This window comes from Rhodococcus sp. BS-15, from assembly GCF_000813105.1.
Classification (GTDB): Bacteria; Actinomycetota; Actinomycetes; order Mycobacteriales; family Mycobacteriaceae; genus Rhodococcoides.
Map to the genome: position 1 here is coordinate 1 of NZ_BAOX01000322.1, position 5339 is coordinate 5339.

Sequence of the window (5339 nt, forward strand, 5' to 3'; positions counted from 1 at the left end):
TCCGACGAGGAGCGTCAGGGCCCCTCGCGCATCAAGGGCGCGGTGCACGGCTCGAATGCCGATACCCAGAACTGGGCGGAGAAGAAGGAGATCGAGGAGAAGGAACTCGGGTACAGCGTGCAGCCGTACGCCCTCGTCGTCGGCGGAGGCCAGGGCGGCATCGCTCTGGGCGCGCGGTTCCGGCAGCTCGGTGTGCCGGCGATCGTCGTCGACCGCGCCGAGCGCCCCGGCGACCAGTGGCGGGGACGCTACAAGTCGCTGTGCCTGCACGATCCGGTCTGGTACGACCATCTCCCCTACCTGCCGTTCCCGCCGAACTGGCCGGTGTTCGCGCCGAAGGACAAGATCGGCGACTGGCTCGAGATGTACACCAAGGTCATGGAGGTCCCCTACTGGACCAAGACCACGGCGAAGTCCGCTACTTACGACGAGCGGGCGAAGGAGTGGACGGTCGTCGTGGACCGAGACGGCGAAGAGGTGATTCTGCGGCCCAAGCAGCTGGTGATGGCCACCGGAATGTCCGGCAAGAAGAACGTCCCCAACTTCCCCGGCATGGACGAGTTCGAGGGCGAGCAGCACCATTCCAGCGAACACCCCGGTCCCGACGCGTATGTCGGCAAGCGCGTCGTGGTGGTGGGCTCCAACAATTCTGCGCACGACATCTGCAAGGCGCTGTACGAGACGGGCGTCGACGTGACGATGCTGCAGCGTTCGTCGACGCACATCGTCAAGTCCGATTCGCTGTGTGAGATCGCACTCGGGGATCTGTACTCCGAGCGGGCCGTCGAGTCCGGAATGACCACGGGCAAGGCCGATCTCACATTCGCGTCGCTGCCCTACCGGATCATGCACGAGTTCCAGATTCCGGTGTATCAGCAGATCGCGGAACAGGACAAGGACTTCTACGATCGGCTGGAGAAGGCCGGGTTCCAACTCGATTTCGGTGACGACGGATCCGGGCTGTTCATGAAGTACCTGCGTCGCGGCTCGGGCTACTACATCGACGTCGGTGCATCCGAGCTGGTCGCGGACGGCAAGATCAAACTCGTTGCCGGACAGGTCGACCGGATCAGCAAGACCGGCGTCGTGCTCGACGACGGCACCGAGCTACCGGCGGATCTGATCGTCTACGCCACCGGCTACGGCTCGATGAACGGCTGGGTCGCGACCTGATCGATCAGGAGACCGCGGACAAGGTCGGCAAGTGCTGGGGCCTCGGCTCCGACACCACCAAGGACCCCGGTCCGTGGGAGGGCGAGCAGCGCAACATGTGGAAGCCGACGCAGCAGGAGAACTTCTGGTTCCACGGCGGCAATCTGCATCAGTCCCGGCACTATTCGCTCTACCTCGCACTGCAGATCAAGGCGCGCTACGAGGGCATCGACACCCCGGTCTACGGGCTGCAGGAAGTGCATCACCTTCGGTGACCGATGTGAGCGCACCTACGACAACCGCGTCCGAAGCAGGCAGAACTCGTTGCCCTCGGGATCGGCGAGCACGTGCCACTGCTCGGTGCCCGTCTGGCCCACATCGGCCGGGCGGGCTCCGAGCGCGAGAAGTCGTTCCAGTTCGTCGTCCTGATCCCGGTCGGTGGGGTTGACGTCGATGTGCAGCCGACCCTTTCCCGTTCTCGGCTGCTCGTGTCTGCTCAAAATGATCGTGGGCTGGGGCCCGCCGAACCCCTCGGCCGGCCCGATCTCGATCAATTCCTCGCCCTCGCGATCGAGTACGACGAAACCGAGTACCTCGCACCAGAATTGAGCCAATATTTCCGGGCTACGACATTCGAGTACGAGTTCACTGATGCGGCATGCCATGCGTCCCTCTCGTCTACGTTCGGTCGTACAGGTCGATTGCCTGAGCCTTCTTGATGAGCGCATCCTCGGATCGCACCTGCGCGAGGTTGACGACCCGGGTCGGCAGCACCGAGGAATACAGCCAGTCCGTGGCCACCCGCACTCGCGCCGAGACCGTCGGCAACGCGTAGAGGTGATAGCCGCGTGCGACGAACTTCGCCACGGGTCCGGTCAGCGGAATGCCGAGAGGCTTTGCGACACCGTCGAATCCGCCGAGATCGGCGACGAGCCCCAAGTCCTTGTGCTTGTACGGACGCGACTGCCCGACGCCCATCGTCGCCGCCACATTGCGTGCGACGGCAACGCCCTGGCGCTGGGCGTGCTGAGCCGTCGGTGGAGTCGGCTTCGACGGGTCGGCGGCGAGGTCGGGGACCGCTGCCGCGTCGCCGATCGCCCAGACGTCCGATACCTCGGGGACGGTCATGTCCGCCCGCACCACGAGGCGTCCGCCCGCTGTCGGTAGACCCAGCTGCGCGATGAGCGGGCTCGGTGCAACGCCCGCTCCCCAGACCAGAGTTCGGGACGGGATGACCTCGTCGTCGGTGAGCGTCACCGACGTTGCGGTGGCCGAGGCCACCGACACACCGAGCCGAACGTCGACACCTCGCTCGGCGAGCACAGCGAGTGCTTCTCGGCCGAGTCGCTCACCGAGCTCGGGAAGTACCGCATCGGCCACGTCGACGAGGACCCAGCGCACCTCCTCGGGGTCGACGCTCGCCCATCGGGATGCTATACCCCGAACCCAATTCTGCATCTGGGCAACGAATTCGGTGCCTGTGTAGCCCGCGCCCACGGCCACCACCGTCAACCGCTCGGCGCGTTCGCTCCGGCCCTCCGGGGTATCGGGCAGGGCGTCGGCGGCGTCGAGTTGCGCGAGCACATGGTTGCGGATGTAGACGGCCTCGCTCAGCGTCTTGAGCCCGTACGCATGCTCGTCGACGCCGGGGATGTCGAACTGCTTGGTCACCGACCCGGGGGCGAGTATCAGCTTGTCCCACTCAAGCGTCGAGTCACCGTCGGGGCCGGTCACCGTCAGCTCGCGAGACTCGAAATCGACAGTGGTGACGTGACCGAGCACCAACTTCACGCGCGGCAGTGCCTGCCGGGTGGAGACGGCGATGTCCCGCGGATCGAGGACACCGGTGGCGACCTCGGGCAACAGCGGACTGTAGAGCAGGTAGTCGGTGGGGGCCACCAACGTCAGCACGGCGCGATCGGGCCCCAGCAGCTTCGTCAGCCGCTGCAGAGCGTTGAAGCCGCCGAAGCCGCCACCGACCACCACGACGCGAGCAGGCCGCGCGGGGGGCCGGAGAACTCGAACCGAAACCGGGAAGGAATCTGCGCATATCCGAGATTAACCCGCCGGCGAGCGACCTCGCAGACGACGTTCGCAGGTTGCGGAAAGTAGGTCAGCGCACCCCGTCCCACACCTCGCGTGTTGCCGGCCTCGGGTCGAGGGCGACGCCGGGCTCGTTGCCGAACATCATCACTGCGCGGTCGGTACCGTACGGGTCCCAGCCGGGTGAGCCGTCGCGCACGAAGTCGACCCAGGCGCGGTGCATCCGGTCGGCCACCTGCTGCGGCGGATTCGGTCCCGTGATGCGCTCGGTCTCGGGCTTGTGCAACATGTCGAACACGAACGGGATCTCGAGTGCGTGGCAGGCGCCGAGAGCGCCGTCGAACAGCGATGAGCGCCAGGTGAATTCGTAGACGAAGGCGTTTCCGGAGCGGGCTTCGACCAGACGCGTGGCCGGAATCCGAAAGAACCAGTCGGTCATGACGGCGATCATCAGCTCACCGGCCGAGGCGTCGGGCAGCTGTTCGCGGTACTTCTCCAGCGCCGACGGGTCGGCTCGGTACCCGGCGAGGACCATCTTCACGTAGTCCTCGGTGAGGTGTGGGACCAGCCCGGCCGGGACGATGAAGAACGCGTGCTCCTCGCTGGTGGTTCCGATCAGCACGTCCACATGCGCGCTCGCACCGTCGCTGATGCGCGAGAAGGGCAGTGCTGGAACGACATCACCGTCGATGTACGGCTCGTAGGCCATCACGTTCAGGGCCAGCTCACCCCATGCTCCGGTCGGGGCCTCGGCCGTGATCCGATCGGACAGTTCGCGTTGTGCGTCCACCAACGCATCCACCGGTACCGAACCCAGTCCGTCGACCGAGGCATCGACGCCGAGCGAGGACGCCAACGCTGCGGAGACCTTCGCGGCGGTCTCGGCGGTGATGACGTGGTGCCCGGCTCCGCTCTGCAGAATCGCCCGCTGGAAGAGCCCGTCGGCACGTGGCATCGACATCAGGGTGCCGACGCTCATCGCGCCGGCCGACTCCCCCGCAATGGTCACCGCGCGGGGTCGCCGCCGTAGGAGGCGATGTGGTCACGCACCCACTCGAGGGCCGCTACCTGGTCCAGCATTCCGCGGTTGGCCGGGGCACCGTCGATCAGCGCGAAGCCGTCGACTCCGAGGCGGTAGTTGATCACCACGGCCACGACACTGTCTCGTGCGAAGGCGGAACCGTCGTACGTGGGAATGGCGTTGCTGCCGTTGACGAATGCTCCGCCGTGGATCCAGACGAACACCGGCGCGGATCCACCGACGTCGGGGGTGAAGACGTTGACGTTCAGGCAGTCGTCACCGGGTACCACCGGTTCGCTGAGGATCTCGCTGGTCGGCGGCCGGTACCCCACCTTGGGGACGGTGGCCCCGAACTCGAGAGCGTCGCGAACCCCGTCCCACATCGGCGGCGCCGAGGGTGCCTGAAATCGACGGGGCCCGAAGGGGGCCTCGGCGTACGGCACTCCGAGGAACGAGATGATGCCTGCGCCGGTCCGACCGCGAACCTGGCCCTGAGGTGTGTCGACGGTGATCGTGTCCATACCTCATTACTACCCTGTTCGGATCGGACCGACGCCCTCAGGCGGTCAGACCAGTCGCGCCTCGGGCGAGCCTGTCTTGCCCGGGTCGCGCTCCACGGAATCGCCCAGTGCGTCGTCGATCTTGGCGAGCACGTCGGCGTCGAGGGTCACCTCGGAGGCCTTGATGTTCTCGGCGATCTGCTCCGGACGCGAGGCTCCGACGAGCGCTGCCGCGATGTTGTCGTTTGCCAGTACCCACGCAACGGCCAACTGCGCCATGGTGATTCCCAGATCGTCGGCGATGGGCTTGAGTTGCTGCACTCGGGTGAGCGTCTGGTCGTCGAGGTAGCGCGCGATCATCTTGTCGCCACCCTTGTCGTCCTTGGCGCGAGAGCCGTCGGGCAGGAGCTGTCCGGGGAGGTACTTGCCGGTGAGAACGCCCTGCGCGATGGGCGACCAGACGATCTGCGAAATGCCCAGTTCCTTCGACGTCGGGATCACCTGATCCTCGATGACGCGCCACAGTGCCGAGTACTGCGGCTGGTTCGAGATGATCGAGAAGCCGTTCTGACGGGCGAGTTCCTGCCCGGCGCGCAGTTGATCGGCGGTCCATTCGGAGACGC

General features: G+C 66.2%; 3 protein-coding genes and 2 pseudogenes. 1 reads left to right on the forward strand and 4 read right to left on the reverse strand.

Translation table 11 applies throughout. The annotated features are described in order from the left end of the window. A pseudogene (locus tag RHBS_RS23875) lies at positions 1–1427 on the forward strand (flavin-containing monooxygenase); the annotation flags it as partial. A 15-nt stretch (positions 1428–1442) separates the two neighbouring features. Here the strand turns inward: RHBS_RS23875 and RHBS_RS23880 are convergent. The 4 genes and pseudogenes from RHBS_RS23880 to RHBS_RS23895 all read right to left on the reverse strand — a co-directional run. Beyond that, complete coding sequence (locus tag RHBS_RS23880; RefSeq protein WP_121872110.1) at positions 1443–1817, reverse strand: VOC family protein; 375 nt, start codon at positions 1815–1817, stop codon at positions 1443–1445. Positions 1818–1830: 13 nt separating this feature from the next. After that, positions 1831–3138, reverse strand: coding sequence for an NAD(P)/FAD-dependent oxidoreductase (locus RHBS_RS23885; RefSeq protein WP_236745408.1), 1308 nt, complete (start codon positions 3136–3138; stop codon positions 1831–1833). A gap of 127 nt (positions 3139–3265) precedes the next feature. After that, positions 3266–4737: pseudogene (locus tag RHBS_RS32415) on the reverse strand (carboxylesterase/lipase family protein). Positions 4738–4782: 45 nt separating this feature from the next. After that, positions 4783–5339: aldo/keto reductase (locus RHBS_RS23895; RefSeq protein ID WP_145977581.1), on the reverse strand; the 557-nt coding region annotated here is incomplete at its 5' end.

What these genes read in the sequence shown, in the direction of transcription:
- RHBS_RS23880 (WP_121872110.1), bottom strand. Translation starts at nt 1,817, where the DNA reads ATGGCATGCCGCATCAGTGAACTCGTACTCGAATGTCGTAGCCCGGAA.